19 protein-coding genes are annotated in these 18,182 nt (G+C 69.2%); 10 read left to right on the forward strand and 9 right to left on the reverse strand.

Going from position 1 to position 18,182, the window contains the following annotated elements; genetic code table 11:
• Positions 1–18 precede the first annotated feature (18 nt).
• The 4 genes from J8I33_RS07875 (at position 19) to J8I33_RS07890 (ending at position 2,796) form a co-directional block, all read left to right on the forward strand.
• The gene (locus J8I33_RS07875; protein WP_050012194.1) at positions 19–1,107 is read left to right on the forward strand and encodes an extracellular solute-binding protein; all 1,089 of its coding nucleotides are present in this window, start codon (positions 19–21) and stop codon (positions 1,105–1,107) included.
• Between the two features lie 10 nt (positions 1,108–1,117).
• Complete coding sequence (locus J8I33_RS07880) at positions 1,118–1,948, forward strand: ABC transporter permease subunit (protein WP_050012193.1); 831 nt, start codon at positions 1,118–1,120, stop codon at positions 1,946–1,948.
• A 61-nt stretch (positions 1,949–2,009) separates the two neighbouring features.
• Entirely contained in the window at positions 2,010–2,480 is a 471-nt protein-coding gene (locus J8I33_RS07885) for a TIGR00725 family protein (RefSeq protein WP_245171681.1), read from the forward strand.
• Positions 2,481–2,601: 121 nt separating this feature from the next.
• Entirely contained in the window at positions 2,602–2,796 is a 195-nt protein-coding gene (locus tag J8I33_RS07890) for a YqaE/Pmp3 family membrane protein (RefSeq protein ID WP_034206306.1), read from the forward strand.
• Positions 2,797–3,007: 211 nt separating this feature from the next.
• On the opposite strand, the gene J8I33_RS07895 is transcribed toward J8I33_RS07890, so the two are convergent.
• Genes J8I33_RS07895 through J8I33_RS07905 form a run of 3 tightly spaced genes read right to left on the reverse strand, consistent with a single transcriptional unit; the run spans position 3,008 to position 5,608 of the window.
• A complete protein-coding gene (locus J8I33_RS07895; protein ID WP_050012191.1) occupies positions 3,008–3,187 on the reverse strand; it encodes a hypothetical protein in 180 nt (59 codons plus the stop codon).
• The gene (gene cydB, locus J8I33_RS07900; RefSeq protein ID WP_209925034.1) at positions 3,159–4,166 is read right to left on the reverse strand and encodes a cytochrome d ubiquinol oxidase subunit II; all 1,008 of its coding nucleotides are present in this window, start codon (positions 4,164–4,166) and stop codon (positions 3,159–3,161) included. The genes J8I33_RS07895 and cydB overlap by 29 nt, the downstream gene beginning before the upstream one ends.
• A 29-nt stretch (positions 4,167–4,195) precedes the next feature.
• Positions 4,196–5,608, reverse strand: coding sequence for a cytochrome ubiquinol oxidase subunit I (locus J8I33_RS07905; RefSeq protein ID WP_069231751.1), 1,413 nt, complete (start codon positions 5,606–5,608; stop codon positions 4,196–4,198).
• 386 nt (positions 5,609–5,994) lie between these two features.
• On the opposite strand from J8I33_RS07905, the gene ltaE reads away from it, so the two are divergent.
• A complete protein-coding gene (gene ltaE / locus J8I33_RS07910; protein WP_209934408.1) occupies positions 5,995–7,008 on the forward strand; it encodes a low-specificity L-threonine aldolase in 1,014 nt (337 codons plus the stop codon).
• 111 nt (positions 7,009–7,119) lie between these two features.
• Here ltaE and J8I33_RS07915 read toward each other — a convergent pair whose 3' ends face one another.
• Together J8I33_RS07915 and J8I33_RS07920 are read right to left on the reverse strand one after the other, a co-directional pair.
• On the reverse strand, positions 7,120–7,332 hold the full coding sequence (locus J8I33_RS07915; RefSeq protein WP_034205979.1) for a DUF1059 domain-containing protein: 213 nt from the start codon (positions 7,330–7,332) through the stop codon (positions 7,120–7,122).
• Between the two features lie 159 nt (positions 7,333–7,491).
• Positions 7,492–8,397, reverse strand: coding sequence for an HTH-type transcriptional regulator ArgP (locus tag J8I33_RS07920; protein WP_209934414.1), 906 nt, complete (start codon positions 8,395–8,397; stop codon positions 7,492–7,494).
• A gap of 290 nt (positions 8,398–8,687) precedes the next feature.
• Here J8I33_RS07920 and J8I33_RS07925 point away from each other — a divergent pair, with 290 nt between their 5' ends.
• Both J8I33_RS07925 and J8I33_RS07930 read left to right on the forward strand, forming a co-directional pair.
• Complete coding sequence (locus tag J8I33_RS07925; protein ID WP_209925035.1) at positions 8,688–9,758, forward strand: MBL fold metallo-hydrolase; 1,071 nt, start codon at positions 8,688–8,690, stop codon at positions 9,756–9,758.
• Positions 9,759–9,884: 126 nt separating this feature from the next.
• Positions 9,885–10,544 (forward strand): glutathione S-transferase family protein, encoded by a 660-nt coding sequence (locus J8I33_RS07930; RefSeq protein ID WP_209934420.1) that lies wholly within the window; start codon positions 9,885–9,887, stop codon positions 10,542–10,544.
• 102 nt (positions 10,545–10,646) lie between these two features.
• Here J8I33_RS07930 and J8I33_RS07935 read toward each other — a convergent pair whose 3' ends face one another.
• On the reverse strand, positions 10,647–11,339 hold the full coding sequence (locus J8I33_RS07935) for a phosphatase PAP2 family protein (RefSeq protein ID WP_050012184.1): 693 nt from the start codon (positions 11,337–11,339) through the stop codon (positions 10,647–10,649).
• A gap of 428 nt (positions 11,340–11,767) precedes the next feature.
• Positions 11,768–13,000, reverse strand: a complete 1,233-nt coding sequence (locus J8I33_RS07940; protein WP_209934424.1) for an MFS transporter — start codon at positions 12,998–13,000, stop codon at positions 11,768–11,770.
• A gap of 101 nt (positions 13,001–13,101) precedes the next feature.
• On the opposite strand from J8I33_RS07940, the gene J8I33_RS07945 reads away from it, so the two are divergent.
• Positions 13,102–14,085, forward strand: a complete 984-nt coding sequence (locus tag J8I33_RS07945; RefSeq protein ID WP_080334160.1) for a LysR family transcriptional regulator — start codon at positions 13,102–13,104, stop codon at positions 14,083–14,085.
• Between the two features lie 30 nt (positions 14,086–14,115).
• On the opposite strand, the gene J8I33_RS07950 is transcribed toward J8I33_RS07945, so the two are convergent.
• Both J8I33_RS07950 and J8I33_RS07955 read right to left on the reverse strand, forming a co-directional pair.
• On the reverse strand, positions 14,116–14,754 hold the full coding sequence (locus tag J8I33_RS07950; protein WP_089489866.1) for a 2-hydroxychromene-2-carboxylate isomerase: 639 nt from the start codon (positions 14,752–14,754) through the stop codon (positions 14,116–14,118).
• Between the two features lie 145 nt (positions 14,755–14,899).
• Positions 14,900–15,718: an IclR family transcriptional regulator gene (locus J8I33_RS07955; RefSeq protein WP_209925040.1), complete on the reverse strand. Its 819-nt coding sequence runs from the start codon at positions 15,716–15,718 to the stop codon at positions 14,900–14,902.
• A 172-nt stretch (positions 15,719–15,890) separates the two neighbouring features.
• Here J8I33_RS07955 and J8I33_RS07960 point away from each other — a divergent pair, with 172 nt between their 5' ends.
• Together J8I33_RS07960 and J8I33_RS07965 are read left to right on the forward strand one after the other, a co-directional pair.
• A complete protein-coding gene (locus tag J8I33_RS07960) occupies positions 15,891–16,877 on the forward strand; it encodes a hydroxymethylglutaryl-CoA lyase (RefSeq protein ID WP_089489865.1) in 987 nt (328 codons plus the stop codon).
• Positions 16,874–18,166: a CaiB/BaiF CoA-transferase family protein gene (locus J8I33_RS07965; RefSeq protein WP_209925041.1), complete on the forward strand. Its 1,293-nt coding sequence runs from the start codon at positions 16,874–16,876 to the stop codon at positions 18,164–18,166. The genes J8I33_RS07960 and J8I33_RS07965 overlap by 4 nt, the downstream gene beginning before the upstream one ends.
• Positions 18,167–18,182 lie beyond the last annotated feature (16 nt).

Consider the following 18,182-nt stretch of genomic DNA (forward strand, 5'->3'; position numbering starts at 1 on the left):
GTTCAACGGAGATTCACGATGCTTGCAGGCTCCCTTTTTGTGAAGGCCATGCGCGCCCGCGTGCTGGCGCTGTGCGCGCTCGCGGCGCTTTCCTGCGCGGCGGCGCAGGCCGCGCCGCTGTATCCGGGCGAGGACGCGCTGTACGCGAAGGCGGCCGACGAAGGGCTCGTCGTGTCGTTCGACACGGGCCCCGAATGGGCGAACTGGAAGGCGCTGTTCGCCGAATTCCGCAAGCGCTACCCGAAGGTCGAGATCACGTACAACGACATCGGCTCGGCCGCGACCGTCGTCGCGCTCGACAAGTCGCGCCGCCGTCCGCAGGCCGATACCGCGTACTACTTCGCGGCGTCGGCGCTCGATGCCGCCGGCAAGGACGTCGTCGCGCCGTTCCGGCCGGTCAACTTCGACAAGCTGCCGGGCGTGTTCCGCGCGCCCGACGCCCGCTGGTTCGCCGTGCATTCGCTGAACATCGCGTTCCTCGTCAACCGGAAGCTCGTCAAGAACGTACCGCAGCGCTGGTCCGACCTGCTGAAGCCCGAGTACCGCAACGCGGTGGTCTATCTCGACCCGCGCTCGACCGGGCAGGGCCAGGTCGCGGTGTTCGCGGCCGCGTATGCGAACGGCGGCAGCGTCGAGAACCCGAAGCCGGGCGCCGACTTCTTCGGCAAGCTGAAGCAGGCCGGCAACGTGCTGCGCGTCGAGGGCACGACGCCGTACGCGAAGTTCGTGAAGGGCGAGATTCCGATCCTGATCGGCTACGAGAACGACGGCCTCAAGGCGAAGTACGCGGACGGCATGGGCGACGCGGCCGACGTCGTGATTCCGCAGGACGGCAGCGTGTCGGCGCCGTATGCGATGAGTCTCGTGAAGAACGGCCCGAATCCGTCCGCCGCGCAGCTCTGGCTCAACCTCGTGATGAGCGACGTCGGGCAGGCGCTGTTCGCGCAAGGCTATGTGCGCCCGGCGGTGCCGGGCACGCCGGTCGCGGCGGACGTCGCGGCGAAGCTGCCGAACGCGCCGCAGGTGCGCCCGCTCGATGTCGCGAAGGCGGCGGCGCGCAAGGCCGAGGTCGACCAGTTCTGGTCGCAGGCCACGCTCGGCCAGTAAGGGGCGCGGGATGCAGGCTTCCTTACCCGAGCGCGGCGTGCTGCGCCGTTTCGGCGCGCTGCCCGCGGCCGCATTGCTCGCGGTGTGCTTCGTGCTGCCGCTGGCCGCGCTCGTCGATGCGGCATGCGCGGGCGGTGGCCGCGCGTTCGCGGCGGTGTGGCGCGATCCGCTCGTCGCCGATGCGATCGCGCGCTCGCTGGCGCTGGCGGTGGGCGCCGGCACGCTGTCGGTCGCCGTCGGTGTGCCGGTCGCGTTCGCGCTCGCCGGACAGTCGCCGGCCCGTCGCCACTGGTCGCTCGCGCTGCTCGGCGTGCCGCTGGCGTTTTCCGGGCTGGTGATCGCGTACGGGTTCATCCTCGCATTCGGCCGCGCGGGCTTCGTGACCACGCTGCTGGCCGCGCTGGGCGCCGATCCGACCGTGGTCGGCGGCGCGATCTACACGATGCCGGGGCTCGCGGTCGCCTATGCGTACTACCTGATCCCGCGCGTCGCGCTGATGATCTACCCGACGCTCGCGAATCTCGACCGGCGGCCGCTCGAGGCGGCGCTGACGCTCGGCGCGCGGCCGTGGCGCGCATGGCTCGACGTCGCGTGGCGCGAGCTGTGGCCGTCGGTCGCGTCCGCGTGGTGCCTCGTGACTGCGATCGCGCTCGGCACGTACGGCACGGCGCTCGCGCTGGCCGGCACGCAGATCAACATCCTGCCGCTGCTGATGTATTTGAAGCTGTCGGACGGGCAAACCGATTTCTCGCAGGCGGCCGTGCTGTCGATCGTGCTGACGGCCATCTGTACCTGCGTTCTTGCACTGGGGGAAGGCCTTGTTCGGCAACGGCGTCATTGAAAGCGTGTGGTCCGAACCGGCGCGCGACGCGCTCGCGCGACTCGCGCAACGGCAACGCGGCATGCACCGGCACCGGATGCCGGTCGGCGTGATCGGCCCGCGCGACGCGACGGATGAACAGATGCGCGTCGCGGAACGGATCGCGCACGCGGTGGCGGCCACAGGTATCGCGCTCGTCGGCGGCGGCAAGCAGGGCGTGATGGAGGCCGCCGCGCGCGGTGCGCACGCGGCCGGCGGCTGCGCGATCGGGCTGTTGCCGGAAGACGATGCCGCGCTGGCGAATCCGTACCTGAGCGTCGCGCTGCCGACCGGGCTCGGCATCACGCGCAATGCGCTGGTTGCACGTGCGTCGGTGTGCCTGATCGCGGTCGGCGGCGGGCTCGGCACGCTGTCCGAAATCGCGCTCGGGTTGCAGTGGGGCAAGCCGGTGTTCACGATTTGCGGTGCGCCGCAGGTCGCGGGCGTCGAGTGCTTCGACGACGCGGACCGGCTCGTCACGCGTGTCGCGCAGTGGCTGGCCGATTCCGCGTAGCGCGGGGGCGTCGGCACGGGGCTTTGCCCGGCGAGCATCGTGCGCGGGCTTGAAACGGGGCGCGCAACCCGCCATATTGGCCGGGTATCACCCGTTCAACGACGTACCGAGAGGATCGTTCATGCGCCTTTTGCTTGCTCTGCTGCTCCCGTGGTTCCAGTTCTTCACGATCGGCCGCCCGATCGCCGGGATCATCTGCCTGCTCCTGCAACTCACGATCATCGGCTGGCTGCCGGCCGCGATCTGGTCGGTGTATGCGCTGAGCCAGTACAAGACCGATCGCAAGATCGAAGCGGCGTTGCGCGGGCGGGGGTAGACGCGCAGTGCGCGGTGGGGTGATTCAGCCGCGTGGTTCGTATTTCGGTAGAAATCTATATATTTCGTTCACATCGGCGATGTGATTTGTATGGATTTCTGCCCAAATGGCGGATTCGTGCGTTGTTCGGCTTGATGCAGCCGGCCGAAGCCGCAGCCATCCACGACAAAACGGCCGCCCGGTCCATCGTTCGACCGGGCGGCCGCTTTGCCTACTTCACCGCAAACAGCGTCAGGTTCATGAAGATCTTGAACGCATAGCCGAGCGTGACGGCGCCGATCACGCCGCCCGCCCACAGAACGACGAACCACATCCAGCCGCGCATCCGCGGCCGCGGCGCGCCGGGCTGGCCGGCGGTGGAATCAGTGGTGGTAGTAATGCTGGTCTTCATGGCGCACCTTGCCTCGGAATACCCAATAGCCCATCGTCGTGTAGGCGATGATGATCGGGAGGATAACCGCTGCGCCGACCAGCGTGAAGGTCTGGCTCGAACGCGGCGCCGCCGCTTCCCAGATCGTCATCGTCTGCGGAATCGCATACGGGAACAGCGTGACGAGCAGGCCGACGTAGCCGAGCAGCACCAGCGCCAGCGCGAGCACGAACGGCGTCATGTCGTGCCGGTCGCGCACCGCGCGCCGCATCCACGCCGCGCACGCGGCCACCAGGAACGGCACCGGCAGCAGGCGCCAGAACAACCCCGAATCGAACCAGCGCTGCGCGATGGCCGGATCCTGCAGCGGCGTCCACAGGCTGATCACCGCGATGAAGCCGAGCAGCACGACGGTCAGCGGCCACACGACGCGATGCAGGCGGCGCTGCAGGTCGCCTTCGGTCTTCGCGACGAGCCAGCAGCAGCCGAGCAGCGCGTAGGTCGCGATCAGGCCGAGGCCTGTCAGCAGGCTGAACGGCGTGAGCCAGTCGAACGCGCCGCCGGCGTACACGCCGTCCTTCACGTCGATGCCCTGCAGGAACGCGCCGAGCGCGATCCCCTGGAACAGCGTCGCGCCGGCCGAGCCGCCGATGAACGCGAGATCCCACAGCTGCTTCGTGCGCCGCGCCTTCGCGCGGATCTCGAACGACACGCCGCGGAAGATCAGGCACACCAGCATGAAGATCAGCGGCAGGTACAGCGCCGACAGCACGGTCGAATAGACGATCGGGAACACCGCGAACAGCCCGGCGCCGCCGAGCACGAGCCACGTCTCGTTGCCGTCCCATACGGGCGCGACCGTGTTCATCATCAGGTCGCGTTCCTGCTCGTCCGGGAAGAACGGGAAGACGATGCCGATGCCGAGGTCGAAGCCGTCGAGCACGACGTACATGAAAAGCCCCAATGCGATGATCGCGGCCCAGATTACGGTGACGTCCATAGGTTTTCTCGTTTGCGAATGGAGTGGACTCAGACGGTCTCGATCAGCTCGTCGACGGCCGACATCGGGCGGCGCGCGGTGTGATCGGGGCGCGTATCGGGTTTGTCGTCGTGCTTGACGTCGGGCAGTGCGGGGCCGGCCTTCATCAGCTTCAGCATGTAGTACACGCCGGTGCCGAACACGAGGAAGTACACGATCACGAACGTCATCATCGACAGGCTGACCTGCTGCACCGACAGCGGCGACACGGCCTGCGCGGTGCGCATCACGCCATACACGACCCACGGCTGGCGGCCGGCTTCGGTCGTCACCCAGCCCGCGAGCAGCGACACGAAACCGGTCGGGCCCATCACGAGCGCGAAGCGCTGGAACCACTTCGATTCATACAGGCGGCCGCGGCGGCGCAACAGCCAGGCGAGCGCGGCGAGGCCGATCATCGCGAAGCCGAGGCCGACCATGATCCGGAAGCTCCAGAACACGACCGTCGAATTCGGCCGGTCTTCCGGCGGGAAGTCCTTCAGCCCGCGGATCTCGCCGTCCCAGCTGTGCGTGAGGATCAGGCTGCCGAGGTGCGGCACCTTCACCGCGTAGCGGGTCGTTTCCGCCTGCATGTCCGGAATGCCGAACAGGTTCAGCGCGGTGCCGCCCTTTTCGGTTTCCCACAGCCCTTCGATCGCGGCGATCTTCGCGGGCTGGTGCTTCAGCGTGTTGATGCCGTGCTGGTCGCCGATCACGGCCTGCAGCGGCGCGAGCACCAGCAGCAGCCACAGCGCCATCGAGAACATCTTCTTCACGCCCTTGTCGCGGCGGCCCTTCAGCAGGTGCCACGCGCCCGTCGCGGCCACCACCAGCGCGGCGACGATGAACGCGGCGATCGCCATGTGGAACAGGCGGTACGGGAACGACGGGTTGAAGATGATCGCGAACCAGTCGGTCGGCACGACGCGGCCGTCGACGATCTCGAAGCCCTGCGGCGTCTGCATCCAGCTGTTCGACGCGAGGATCCAGAACGTCGAGATCAGCGTGCCGATCGCGACCATCAGCGTCGCGCCGAAGTGCGCGCGCGGGCTCACGCGGTTCCAGCCGAACAGCATGATGCCGAGGAAGCCGGCCTCGAGGAAGAACGCGGTCATGACCTCGTACATCAGCAGCGGGCCGGTGACGGCGCCGGCGAAGCTCGAGAAGCCCGACCAGTTGGTGCCGAACTGATAGCTCATCACGACGCCGGACACGACGCCCATCCCGAACGCGACCGCGAAGATCTTCGACCAGAACAGGCAGAGGGTTTTGTAGTACTGCTTGCCGGTCTTCAGCCAGCGATATTCGAGCACGGCGATGAAGCTGGCGAGGCCGATGCTCAGCGCCGGGAAGACGATGTGAAAGGAGACGGTGAACGCGAATTGCAGGCGGGCCAGATCGAGGGCCGAAAGTGCGGTGTCCATACCAGATGACCGAGGCTGACGATACCCGCCGGCGGGTGCCGGCGGCCCCCGGCGGACGGGCGTCGGGGTTGGCTGGAGTATGGGCTGCGATGTTGCACCGCGAAATGCGCCAACTCGTCGCAGATGTCCAGCCCGTCGTGCGTTGTTTCGCGATAAATCGTTGATTCGTATCAAGAAGGCCGTTCGCGGCGCATGCGGCCGCGGCGTGGCGGCCTGCCGCACGTGCGGCAATATGGCGCGTCGCGTCATCGGAACGATGTCGCGCGTGCGGCATCGCGGTGCGCGGCGACGGCCGGCAGGCGCCGCGCGAATTGCGTACACTCTCAGTCTCGTTTCGGCAGGGCCGGGCGCATCGGTTCCGGCTCGCGTTTACTCAGGGCACAGCGATGATCGATTTACGCAGCGATACCGTGACACGTCCGAGCCAGGCGATGCTGGCCGCCATGACCGCCGCCGAAACCGGCGACGACGTCTGGGGTGACGACCCGACCGTCCTGCGCCTGCAGGCGGTGACGGCCGAGCGGGCCGGCAAGGAAGCCGGCCTGTTCTTCCCGAGCGGCACGCAGAGCAACCTCGCCGCGCTGATGTCGCATTGCGAGCGCGGCGACGAGTACATCGTCGGCCAGCTCGCGCACACCTACAAGTACGAAGGCGGCGGCGCGGCCGTGCTCGGCAGCATTCAGCCGCAACCGATCGAGAACGCGCCGGACGGCACGCTGCCGCTCGCGAAGATCGCCGCGGCGATCAAGCCGCTCGACAATCACTTTGCCCGCACGCGCCTGCTCGCGCTCGAAAACACGATCGGCGGCCAGGTGTTGCCGGAAGGCTATGTGCAGGAAGCCGTCGCGTTCGCGCGCAGCCGCGGGCTCTCCACGCACCTCGACGGCGCGCGCGTGTGCAACGCGGCCGTCGCGTCGGGGCGCCCGATCGCCGAGCTGTGTGCGCCGTTCGACACCGTGTCGATCTGCTTCTCGAAAGGGCTCGGTGCGCCGGTCGGCTCGGTGCTGGTCGGCAGCCGTGCGCTGGTCGAGCGCGCGCAGCGCTGGCGCAAGGTGCTGGGCGGCGGGATGCGGCAGTCGGGCATTCTCGCGGCGGCGTGCCTGCATGCGCTCGATCACAACGTCGAGCGGCTCGCGGACGATCACGCGAATGCCGCGCATCTCGCGGCCGGCCTCGCCCGCATCGATTCGGTGAAGGTGCTGTCGCATGCGACGAACATGGTGTTCGCGCAATTCCCCGAAGCCGATTGCGCGCCGCTCGAAGCGTGGCTGAAGGAACGCGGGATCCTCACGCAGATGCTGTATGCGTCGCGCTTCGTCACGCATTGCGACGTGTCGCGCGCGGATATCGACACCTTTATCGGCGCGGTCGGCGCGTATTTCGCGCAGCGTCGCGCATAACGCGTTACGCGGAATGCGCCGGCCGGCGACGGGCCGGCGCGGCGTGGCATCACGCAACACACGAACGGGTGACGCGGCACGCGGTCGGTCGATCCTTGCCGTGCCGGCGGATTACGCCTGCCGCGGCATGTCGGCGGGCGGCGTGCCGTCGTGAAACAGCGACTTCAGTTGCGTGCGCAGTTCGGCGCTGTCGGTGTGCTGGTGCACCGAGACCGCATGCTGAACGGCGGCCTCCAGCAGTTCGTTGTCGGAGTCGGCGGAGATTGCGACCGAGCAATGCGTCGCGCTGGGAAACTCGCGGCAATCGATATAGCGGCGGGACATGATGTTCTCCTCACATGAAAGGGAACGGCCGGACCTGGATGAGCGGCCGCGCGGCGCGTTCGCGAGGCCGATGGGAAAAGTATAGGCGGCGCGGCCGACTTTCTCGTCGCCGTGCGTACCGCGCCGGCAGCGTCGCTCACCCGCGCGCCCGCCAGCGCATTACGGCAACGGCGCGAGCAGCCTGCGCGCCGCTTCGACCACCCGCGCGGACAGCGACGTCATCGTCGGCGACTGCACGGTCCACGCGTGCCAGTACAGCGTGACGTCGGTCGGATGCGCGGGCGCGAGATCGACGAGCCCCTGCGCATCGAGCGGCGCGGCGCCGATCAGCGGCTCCGGCACCATCGCGTAGCCGAGCCCGTGCCGCACCGCCGCGAAGTGCGAATGCGTGCCCGGCACGTAGTGGCACGGGTACGCGCCTTCGGGCAAGCCGAACTTCTCCTTCAGGAATGACGATTGGAGCGTGTCGCGCCGTGAATACGCGACGACGGGCGCGTGGCGCGCGCTCGTGCGGTTCAGCCCGCGCGGAAACCAGCGCACCGCGAACGCGGCGGCCGCGAGCAGCCGGTAGCGCATTGTGCCGAGCGGCGTCGCGATGCAGCCGCGCATCGGCTTCGGCTCGGTCGTCACGCAGCCGACCGCCATCCCGCTTTCGAGCAGCGCGAACGTGTGATCCTGATCCTCGACGATCAGTTCGAACAGGATCCGCTCGCCCGCGAGCACCGACGTCAGCGCCGGCAGGAACCATGTGCCGAGGCTGTCGGAGTTGAGTGCGATCGTCACGGAGATCGGCGATTCGCGGTCGGCCGCGAGCGTGCTTTGCAGGTCGGCCTGCAGCAGCGCGACGCGGCGCAGGTGCTGCAGCACGCGCTGCCCGGCCACCGTCGGGCGGCATGGCCGCGTGCGCAGCACGAGCGGCGTGCCGAGGCTCGCTTCCAGCGCGCGGACCCGCTGCGTGACGGCGGACGCGGTCACGTGCAGGCGCACGGCCGCCTGCTCGAAGCTGCCGGTGTCGGCGACGGCCAGCAGCGCGGCGGCCTGCTTCGGATCGATCGTCATCGACATGTCGGGGGCATTCCTGTGATCGGGGACGAGAACAGGCGGTAGTGTAAGGCAGCGTGCGCGGCCGTCCCGGCGCGGCGAATCGTCCCGCGGTGCGCGATTCGTCGACGGAATCGGTTGCCGCGTAGGGGACGCGCGGCGGCGCGGGCATTTTGTTCTACGCTGTATGAATGGGCGCGATGCCGCTCGCACGGCGGCGCTGTCGTCATGCCGGCGCCGGCGCCCGACGACGCCATGCAGCGTCCCGATCCGACTACACCCCCCTGAAGAACACGCGACGGAGCAATCGAGCCATGATCTTCCGGCAACTTTTCGACCCGCAATCGTCGACGTACACGTATCTGCTCGCCGACAGCGCTTCGCGCGAAGCGCTGCTGATCGATCCCGTGTTCGAGCAGGTGCGCCGCGACGCTGCACTGCTCGACGAACTCGGGCTGCGGCTCGTCGCGACCGTCGACACGCACGTGCATGCCGATCACGTGACGGGCGCGTGGCTGCTGAAGCAGCGCACGGGCAGCGCGATCGCGATCTCGGCCGCGAGCGGCGCGCAAGGCGCCGACCGCTACCTGAACGACGGCGAGCGCTGCGCGTTCGGCGCGCGCTACCTGACGGTGCGCGCGACGCCCGGCCACACGAGCGGCTGCGTCAGCCTCGTGCTCGACGACGAATCGATGGCGTTCACCGGCGATTGCCTGCTGATCCGCGGCACCGGCCGCACCGACTTCCAGCAGGGCGACCCGCGCGCGCTGTATCGCGCGGTGCACGGCCGGCTCTTCACGCTGCCGGCCACGTGCCTGTTGTATCCCGCGCACGACTATCGCGGGCTCACGGTGACGAGCGTCGGCGAGGAGCGGCGCTTCAACCCGCGCCTCGGCGGCGATCTCAGCGAAGACGATTTCGCCGGCTACATGCGCAACCTCGGGCTCGCGCATCCGCGCCAGATCGACGTCGCGGTGCCGGCGAACCTGCAATGCGGCGTCGCCGCGAACGCGCCCGATGCGCAGGCGGCCGCCGACTGGGCGCCGCTCGTCTACACGTTCGCCGGCTTCTGGGAAATCGATCCGCAATGGCTCGAGGATCATCTGCCGGCCGTGCAGGTCGTCGACGTGCGCGAACCGGACGAGTTCGCGGGCCCGCTCGGCCATCTGCCGGGCGCGACGCCGATCCCGCTCGGCGAACTGGCCGCGCGCACCGGCGAAGTCGCGCGCGACCGTCCGGTCGTGACCGTGTGCCGGGCCGGCGGCCGTTCCGCGCAGGCGACGGTGATCCTGAAGAAGGCCGGCATCGACGCGGTCGCGAATCTCGGCGGCGGGATGCTGCGCTGGCGCGCCGAAGGGCGCGTCGTGATGGACGGTCGCTCGTAGCGGCCCAGGCGGTCCGTCGAAAAAAATATCGGGCCGATGTCGAAACGGCCGGGCGCCGAGCGTCGTCAAGGTATCCGATCATGCGGCGCCGCCTGACGCGGCGCCGAAACCCCAGGAGCCTCCACGATGATGCCGACGCTTTACGCCCATCCGTTTTCGTCCTACTGCCAGAAAGTGCTGACCGCGCTGTACGAGAACGGCACGCCGTTCGAGTATCGCGTGCTCGCGCACGACGATCCGAAGCCGATGCAGGAACTGACCAGGCTGTGGCCGTTGAAGCGCTTCCCGGTGCTCGTCGATGCGGGCCGCACGGTGATCGAGGCGTCGATCATCATCGAGTATCTCGGCCTGAACCATCCGGGCCCCATGCGCCTGCTGCCCGACGATCCGCACGCCGCGCTCAAGGTGCGGACGATGGACCGCTTCTTCGACAACTACGTGGCGACGCCGCAGCAGAAGGTCGTGTTCGATGCGCTGCGGCCGGAAGCCGAGCGCGATGTGCGCGGGGTGGCCGACGCGCGCGCGATGCTCGACACGTCGTATGCGTGGCTCGACAAGACGATGGCCGATCGCGAATGGGCGGCCGGCGACCGTTTCAGCCTCGCCGATTGCGGCGCGGCGCCGTTCCTGTTCTATGCGGACTGGACGCACCGGATCGATCCGGCGTTCGCGAACGTGATCGCGTACCGCAAGCGTCTGCTCGCGCGGCCGTCGTTTGCGCGCGCGGTCGAGGAGGCGCGGCCGTATCGTTCGTTCTTTCCGCTCGGCGCGCCCGATCGCGACTGACGGGCGCGGCCGTCGCACGGCGTGCCGCGGCCGCGCATGGCCGGCAGCGCGCGCCGGGGCGACGGAACGACAGCAGCAGCGGCAGCATCGCGCGTCTGCCCGTCACATCGTGCGCGTGGCCGACTGCGCGAGCGTCAGCAGTTCGTCGAACTGCGTGATCAACTCGAAGCACAGCAGGAACGCGAGCGTATAGGCCGGCGCGGGGAAGCGCCGGATCATCTCCAGCACCTGCGGGGCGAAGCGCGCGCGGATCGCGTCGCGCGTCAGCAGCCACGCGATCGCGATGCCGATCGCGGCGCCCGCGATCAGATCGGTCGGATAGTGAAAGCCGAGATACGCGCGCGGCAGGCAAATGAACACGACCGAATACAGCAGCGCGACGATGCCGACGCGGCGCGCGATGATGAAGATGCCGGTTGCGATCGCCATCCACAGCATCGCGTGATCGCTCGGAAACGAACTCCAGGTCTGCAGCGTCGCCGCGCGCAACCCGGCCGACGGGAAGTGCAGGTGCAGGTCGGGGTTGTAGATCGGCCGCACGCGGAACGGCAGCACTTGCGCGAGCACGCGGCCGACGGCGAGCGCGATGAGCCCGCTCGCGATAGTGGCGACGACCAGCTCGCGTTGCCGCTCGCGGTTCGGGCCCGGCTGGAACCACAGCCAGCACAGCGCCGGAACGAGCACGAAGCCCTTGAACGTGTAGAGGCCTGCGATCACGCGGATCGCGTGATTCATCAACGGACCGAACGTCATGTGAGTGAGGAAGACCTGGATCGTCGTGTCGAAATTGTTCATGTCCTGTGCGACCCGGGCGAACGCGCAGCGCATGACAGGCGGCCGGCTGGATCGGAAAGCGCGCTCGCACGGAGCGCAACGGGGGGCAAGTATGTCACCCGATATTTCGAAGAAAATGCGAAAAAATACCGGGATTCCCCTGATAAAACGGGGTTCGGTGGAGGGGCCGGATGGGAGCGCGCCGGGTGGTGCGGCAGGGACGAATCGTCCGACGTTTGCGTGCGCGCGTGCACGGACGCCGGAAAAATATTTGGGTGAACTGGACAATTCGGTCAGTCGGCGCGGACCTTGCGCCGGATGAACGATTGCGGCGTTACAGCCGCGCGAATCTGCCGGGCGGCGCAGCGTCATGCGCGCGCCGATCAAAAAATAAAAAAAAGCGGGCAAGCCCCGTGGGCCTGCCCGCCGATGTTACGCGATGCCCGACTTCAGTTGCGCCACACCCGCACGGCGAGCGCGGCCAGCGACGTCACGACGGCCAGCGCGGTCACCGCGTTCCAGCCCAGTTGCGCGAGCAACAAACTGCCGATCGCGGCGCCGGCCGCCATCCCGATGAACATGCCGACGAACAGCACCGCATTGAGGCGGCTGCGCGACGCGGGATCGATCCGGTAGACGATCGACTGGTGCGCGATCAGCGTGGCCTGCACGCCGAGATCGAAGCCGATCGTCGCGACCGCGAGCAGCACGAGCTGCGCATGCGGCGACATCAGCGGCGCGGCGGCCATCGACGCGAACGACACCGTTGCGATGCCGATCCCGATCCGCGTCACGCGCTCGGGGCCGTGATGGTCGGCTAGGCGCCCGGCGATCGGCGCGGCCAGCGCGCCGGCGGCGCCCGCGAGGCCGAAGGCGCCGGCGGCCGCGCTACCGAGGTGGAACGGCGCGCCGTGCAGCATCACCGCGAGGGTCGACCAGAACGCGCTGAACCCGACGGCCAGCAGCCCCTGCGCGAGGGCGGCGCGGCGCAGTGCCGAATGCTCGCGCCACAGCGCGCCGAGCGAGCCGATCAGCGCGCGATACGGCAGCCGCGTGGTCGGCTCGAAGCGCGGCAACCCGCGTGCGGCCACGGCGCCGATCGCGGCGACGCTGGCGGCGGCGAGCGCGAACATCGCGCGCCAGCCGGCCGTCTCGGCGACGAATCCGGCCACGACGCGCGACAGCAGGATGCCGAGCAGCAACCCGGTCATCACCGTGCCGACGATGCGGCCGCGATGCATGTCGTGCGCGAGCGTCGCGGCGGCCGGCACGACGTCCTGCGCCATCGTCGCGGCGAGGCCGATCGCGAAGCTCGCCGCGAGCAGCAGCCCGAGCGACGGCGCGACGGCGGCCAGCAGCAACGCGGTGACCAGCGCCGCGGCCTTGATCACGATCACGCGGCGCCGGTCGAAGCGGTCGCCGAGCGGCGCGAGCAGCAGGATGCCGAGCGCATAGCCGAGCTGCGTGAGCGTCGGCACGAAGCCGATCGCCCGCGCCGACGCGCCGAGATCGGGCGCGAGCGCGCCGAGCATCGGCTGCGCGTAGTAGAGCGGGGCGACGCCGAGGCCGGCGGCGGCCGCGAGCAGCAGCACGAGCCGGCGATCGGGCATCGAATGAGCGGCCGGACGGGCCGGAGCGTGCGCCGGGCGGGGCGCGGCATCGAGACGGGTCGGGGTGGACATCGCGTACATCCTGGGTTGAAGAATGGGATGGACGCGAGTGTGGCGGTACGCGGCCGGCGACGGTAGTGCCGCCTGGCGCAGATTTGTTATACGCTCGACGAATGACCGAAAAATCTTCTCCCTCTCCCGCTGCTGGCGGGTCTCGGCGCATTCAGGCGGTGCCGGTGGACGGCGCCGGCTATCGTTTCGAGCTGATGGAAACCTTCGTGCGCATAGTCGAGGCCGGCAGCCTGTCGGCGGCCGCCGTGCAGTTGCACACGACGCAGCCGACCATCAGCCGGCGGCTGCAGGCGCTGGAAAATTCGCTCGGCATGCGGCTGCTGCAACGCACGACCCATACGATGCGGCTGACCGTCGACGGCGAGCGGTGCTTCAAGCAGGCGAAGGAGCTGCTGGCGAGCTGGGCGGCGTTCGAGGCCGATTTGCGCGGCGCGCAGGAGGAGCCGGACGGGCTGCTGCGCGTCGCGGTGCCGCACGCGTTCGGCCAGCAGCGTTTCGTTGCGCCGCTCGCGCAGTTCCTGCGCGACTACCCGCGCGTGTCGGTCGAGTGGCTGCTGCAGGACGAGGTGCGCGATTTCGTCGGCAGCGGCATCGATTGCGCGATCCAGGTCGGCGAACCGACCGATCCGGGCGTGGTCGCGATCCGGCTGACGAAGGTGCCGCGCTTCGTGGTCGCCGCGCCGTCCGTGCTGAGCGGCGCCGACGTGCCGGCCGATCCGGACGCGCTCGCCGCGCTGCCGTGGCTCGCGTTGCGCACGTACTACCGCACCGAACTCGCGCTGACGCATGCGACCACCGGAGACACGCGACGCATTCCGATCCGCCCGCGCATCACGACGGCGAACCTGTATGCGTTGCGCAGCGCGGCGCTGCTGGGCGTCGGCGCGTGCGTCGGATCGTCGTGGATGCTGGCCGACGATCTCGCGCGCGGCGATCTCGTGCACCTCGCGCCCGAATGGCAGGCCGCGGCGCTGCCCGTCTACCTGACTTATCCGCATGCGCAGTTCTATCCGTCGCGGCTCGTGCGGTTCGCCGCGATGATGCGGGAGGCTGTGCCGGCGCTCGTCGAAGGGCGCGACGGCTGAAGCGGGCGGCGCGGTGGCGGCGGCTCGCCGTCAGCCGCGCCGGATCCCTTCGGGCAGCGCGCTGATGCGGCGCACTTCGGGCGAATCGAGCCACGCGCGCGACGTCGCGCAGTCGACGAACATGTCGGTCGCGTCCTCGCCCCAGAACAGGTCGCCGTCGAGCGCGAAGGTCGGCACGCCGAACACGTTCTCGGCGATCGCGCGATCCGTGTTCGCGCGCAGCGCGTCCTTGACCGGCTGAGCCTCGACGGCCGTCACGCCTTCCGGAAAGCCGACCGCTTCGCACAGCGCGGCGAAGCCTGCGGGCGTCGACACGTCCTGGCCGTCGCGCCAGATATGCCGGAAGATCCGCCGGATCGCGTCGCGCGAGCTGCCCATCGCGATCGCGAGACGCAGCGGCTTGATCGGGTTGAACGGGTGCGCGGGCGGCATCCGGAACGCAATGCCCAGCTTATCCGCCCGGTATTGCGCATGCCGATAGGTGAACACGCGCTTGGCCGCGATTTCCGCCGGCGCTTTCTGGCCCCAGTGCGCGAGCAGCGCGCCGAGCACGATCGGCCGAGGCTCGAACGCGGCGGCGGGCGGCAACCGGTCGAACTGTTCCTGCTGCAGATAGGCGAACGGCGAAACGAAATCGAAATACCAGCTGGCGGTGCGCGCGGCGTTCATCGCGGGGGTCTCCTCGGGCGGGTCCGGTGGTCGGTTGCACGCATGGTGCGTCGCCTGAGAACGGCGCGCTGCGCGCATCGGCGGCCAGTGTCGCATGCGGCCGTCTTTCGCGCTGCCGTATCGCGTGCCGCGCGCAACCGGCTCCCTACGACCGGGCGTCGTCGTCCGCCGACGATGCGAGCCGCGCGAGACTGTCGCGCACGGCCGGCGCGTCGTAGCGCGCGCCCGCGCCGCCGAGTGCGACGGTCGCCTTTTGCGCGAGCGGCAGCAGCATCGCGAGCGCCGCCGTCATCGCCGGCGCGGCGGCGAGCCGCGACTTCGGGCCTGATACCGTCAGCGCACCGACGCATTCGCCGGCCGCGCCGAACACGGGCACGGAAGCCGACGCCGTTTCCGGGTCGCGCTCGCCGTACGACGCGGCCCACAGCTGTTCGCGCACGTCGTTCCAGCGGGCGTCCTGCGTGTCGGTGAAGGCCAGCAGCACCTTCCCGGATGCGCCCTGGCCGACCGGAAACTCCTCGCCGACGCGGATCGACACGCGTACCGCCCGTGCGGGCTCGACGCGATACAGCACGGAGCGCACGTCGCCCTGGCGCACATAGAACGATGCCGTTTCCCCGAGTTCGCGGCTCAGCGTCTCGAGCAGCGGCTCGATCACCGGGCCGACCCGGAACGAACGCTGGTACAGCGCGGCGAGCCGCTGCGGCTCGTGCCCGATCGCGTACTGGCCGTCGTCGAGCTTGCGCATGAAGCCGCCATGTTCGAGCGCCGCGAGCAGGCGCAGGATCGTGCTCTTGTACAGCCCGGTGCGGCGCGACAACTCGGCGAGCGACAGCCGGTCGTCGGTCTGGCCGAACGCACGGAGGATCGCGAACGCGCGGTCGAGCACCGCGACGCCGCTGGACGCCTCTTCCGTCGCCGGATCGGCTGCGTCGCCGGCGTGATCTGCTGGATTCCTGGGCACGGCCTGATTCCTTCGAATGATGGTCGGCGGACTATATCGTTCTATCTGACAGAACTCAAGTTCCAGAAAAACGCGATTCCACGGGTATACCCCCCTTATCGCCCATTCGACGCACGCTTAAAGTTCTGTCAAACAGAACTATGTTCTTTCAGATAGAACTATGGGGTATCGAATGAAGGTTTCAGAAAACTCGAAGGTGCTGGTCAGCGAGGTCGGCCCGCGCGACGGGCTGCAGAGCATCAAGACCGTGATGCCGACGGCCGCCAAGCTGCGCTGGATCACCGCGCTGGCCGCGGCCGGCCTGCGCGAGATCGAGGTCGGGTCGTTTGTGCCGGCCACGCTGTTGCCGCAGATGGCCGACGTGCGCGAAGTCGTCGCGCACGCGCTCGCGATTCCCGGGCTGCACGTCGCCGCGCTCGCGCCGAACCTGCGCGGCGCCGAGGGTGCGTTCGACGCGGGCGTGCACAAGCTGACGCTGCCGGTCTCGGTGACGCAAGCGCATTCGCTGGCCAACATCCGCAAGACGCCCGCGCAGATGATCGACGAGGTGCGCGCGATCGTCGCGCTGCGCGACGCGCGGTTTCCGTCGGTGCAGATCGAGGCCGGCGTGTCGGTGGCGTTCGGTTGCACGATTGCCGGCGCGGTCTCCGACGACGAGACGATCGCGATGGCCGTCGCGATGGCCGAATGCGGCGTCGACGAAATCGGCCTGTCCGACACCAGCGGTTATGCGAATCCCGCGCAGGTGCGCCGGCTGTTCACGCGGCTGCAACGCGAAGTCGGCGACAGGGCCGGCGGCGCGCATTTCCACAACACGCGCGGGCAGGGGCTCGCGAACGTCGTCGCGGCGCTCGACGTGGGCGTGACGACGATCGACGCGAGCCAAGGCGGCCTGGGCGGCTGCCCGTATGCGCCGGGCGCCACCGGCAACATCGTCACCGAGGACCTCGTGTTCCTGCTCGAAGCGATGGGCGTCGACACGGGCGTCGACGTCGACGCGCTGCTCGCCGCGCGCGCGATCCTGCATGCGGCGCTGCCGTCCGACGCGCTGTACGGCCACGTGCCGGACGCCGGGCTGCCGAAGGGCTTTCGCTATGCGGATGGCCGCGTGCCCTCGGCCGCGCAGCCGGAAGGATGCGTGGCGGGAGTCGCACGATGAACGATCGGCAACCGGTTGCCGCACTGCCGTACGCAGGCGTGCGCGTGATCGAGATGACGCACATGGTGATGGGCCCGACGTGCGGGATGCTGCTCGCGGATCTCGGCGCGGAAGTGATCAAGATCGAGCCGATCGCGGGCGACAGCACGCGGGCGCTGCGCGGGTCCGGCGCGGGCTTCTTCGGGATGTTCAACCGCAACAAGAAGAGCGTCGCGGTCGACGTGAAGGATCCGCGCGGGCTGGAGATCGTGCGGCGGCTCGTCGCGACGGCGGACGTCTTCAGCGAGAACTTCAAGAGCGGCACGATGGACCGGCTCGGGCTCGGCTACCCGCAGCTGGACGCGCTGAATCCGCGGCTCGTGTACGTGTCGCACAAGGGCTTCCTGCCGGGGCCGTACGAGCATCGCACCGCGCTCGACGAGGTCGTGCAGATGATGGGCGGCCTCGCGTACATGACGGGCCCCGAAGGGCGGCCGCTGCGTGCGGGCGCGAGCGTGAACGACATCATGGGCGGCATGTTCGGCGCGATTGGCGCGATGGCCGCGCTCGCGCAGCGCGAGCGCACGGGCCGCGGCCAGCAGGTGCAGAGTTCGCTGTTCGAGAACAACGTGTTTCTCGTCGCGCAGCACATGATGCAGTTCGCGGTGACGGGGCAGGCCGCGTCGCCGATGCCGAGCCGGATTTCCGCGTGGGCCGTCTACGACGTGTTCTCCGTCAAGGATGACGAACAGATTTTTCTCGCGGTCGTGTCGGATACGCAGTGGGCGCTGTTCTGCGATGCGTTCGGCCTCGCCGCGCTGAAGGACGACCCGCGCCTCGCGACCAACAACCTGCGTGTGCAGGCGCGCGAATGGCTGTTGCCGGAACTACGTTCGCGGCTCGCGCCGTACTCGGCCGCGGAGATCGGCGCGATCTTCGAATCGACCGGCCTGCCGTATGCGCCGATCACGAAGCCGCAGGACCTGTTCGACGATCCGCATCTGCTCGCCACGGGCGGCCTCGAAGCCGTGACGCTGCCAGCCGACGCGAGCAGCGCCGGGCGGCCGATCGACACGCGCACCGCGCTGCTGCCGCTGACGCTCGCGGGCGAACGCCTGCGGCTGCGCTCGGCGCCGCCTGCGCTCGGCCAGGACACGTGCGCGCTGCTCGGCGAGCTCGGCTACACGCCGGACGACGCGCGTGCGCTGATCGATGCCGGCGTCGTCGCGGGGCGGCACGGCGCGGACGTCGCCACGCACGGCGACGGACCGGGCGGTGCGCCGTCGGCGAACGAAGTGGCGAGCGCGTAGCGCAGCCGCGATTCAT

It is taken from the genome of Burkholderia sp. AcTa6-5 (assembly GCF_017815075.1).
Lineage (GTDB): Bacteria > Pseudomonadota > Gammaproteobacteria > Burkholderiales > Burkholderiaceae > Burkholderia > Burkholderia sola.